This is a genomic window from Mesorhizobium sp. M8A.F.Ca.ET.181.01.1.1, from assembly GCF_004792025.1.
In the GTDB taxonomy this organism is placed as follows: Bacteria; Pseudomonadota; Alphaproteobacteria; order Rhizobiales; family Rhizobiaceae; genus Mesorhizobium.
The window spans coordinates 1-311 of record NZ_SRTV01000208.1; the positions used below are offsets into that span (position 1 = coordinate 1).

Annotated in this window: 1 pseudogene; it reads left to right on the plus strand. The window is 57.9% G+C overall.

The window, feature by feature from the left end:
* A pseudogene (locus EN824_RS36425) lies at positions 1–176 on the plus strand (histidine phosphatase family protein); the annotation flags it as partial.
* Positions 177–311 lie beyond the last annotated feature (135 nt).

The window sequence follows — 311 nt, forward strand, 5'->3', positions numbered from 1 at the left end:
CGACCATCGTCATTTCCCATGGTCTGTTCGGGCGGATCCTTCGCGGCGTGTTTCTCGGACTTTCAAAGCGGGAGATGCTCGAACTGCCCGTTCCGCAGGATGGATTTTACCGGCTAGACGATGGCAGGTGCGATCTCGTCACCGGTTCCCCGTCCATACCTGCACCTGTTCAATGACGGAGCACAGTTCGCTGTCCCAACGGACCGCGAGCAACGCGCAAACTGCTGACATCGACCCCGGCGCCGAAGCAGGCTCGACCCTTCGATCGATACGGAGAAACACATGCCGACACTTCAGGATATCTATCTTTC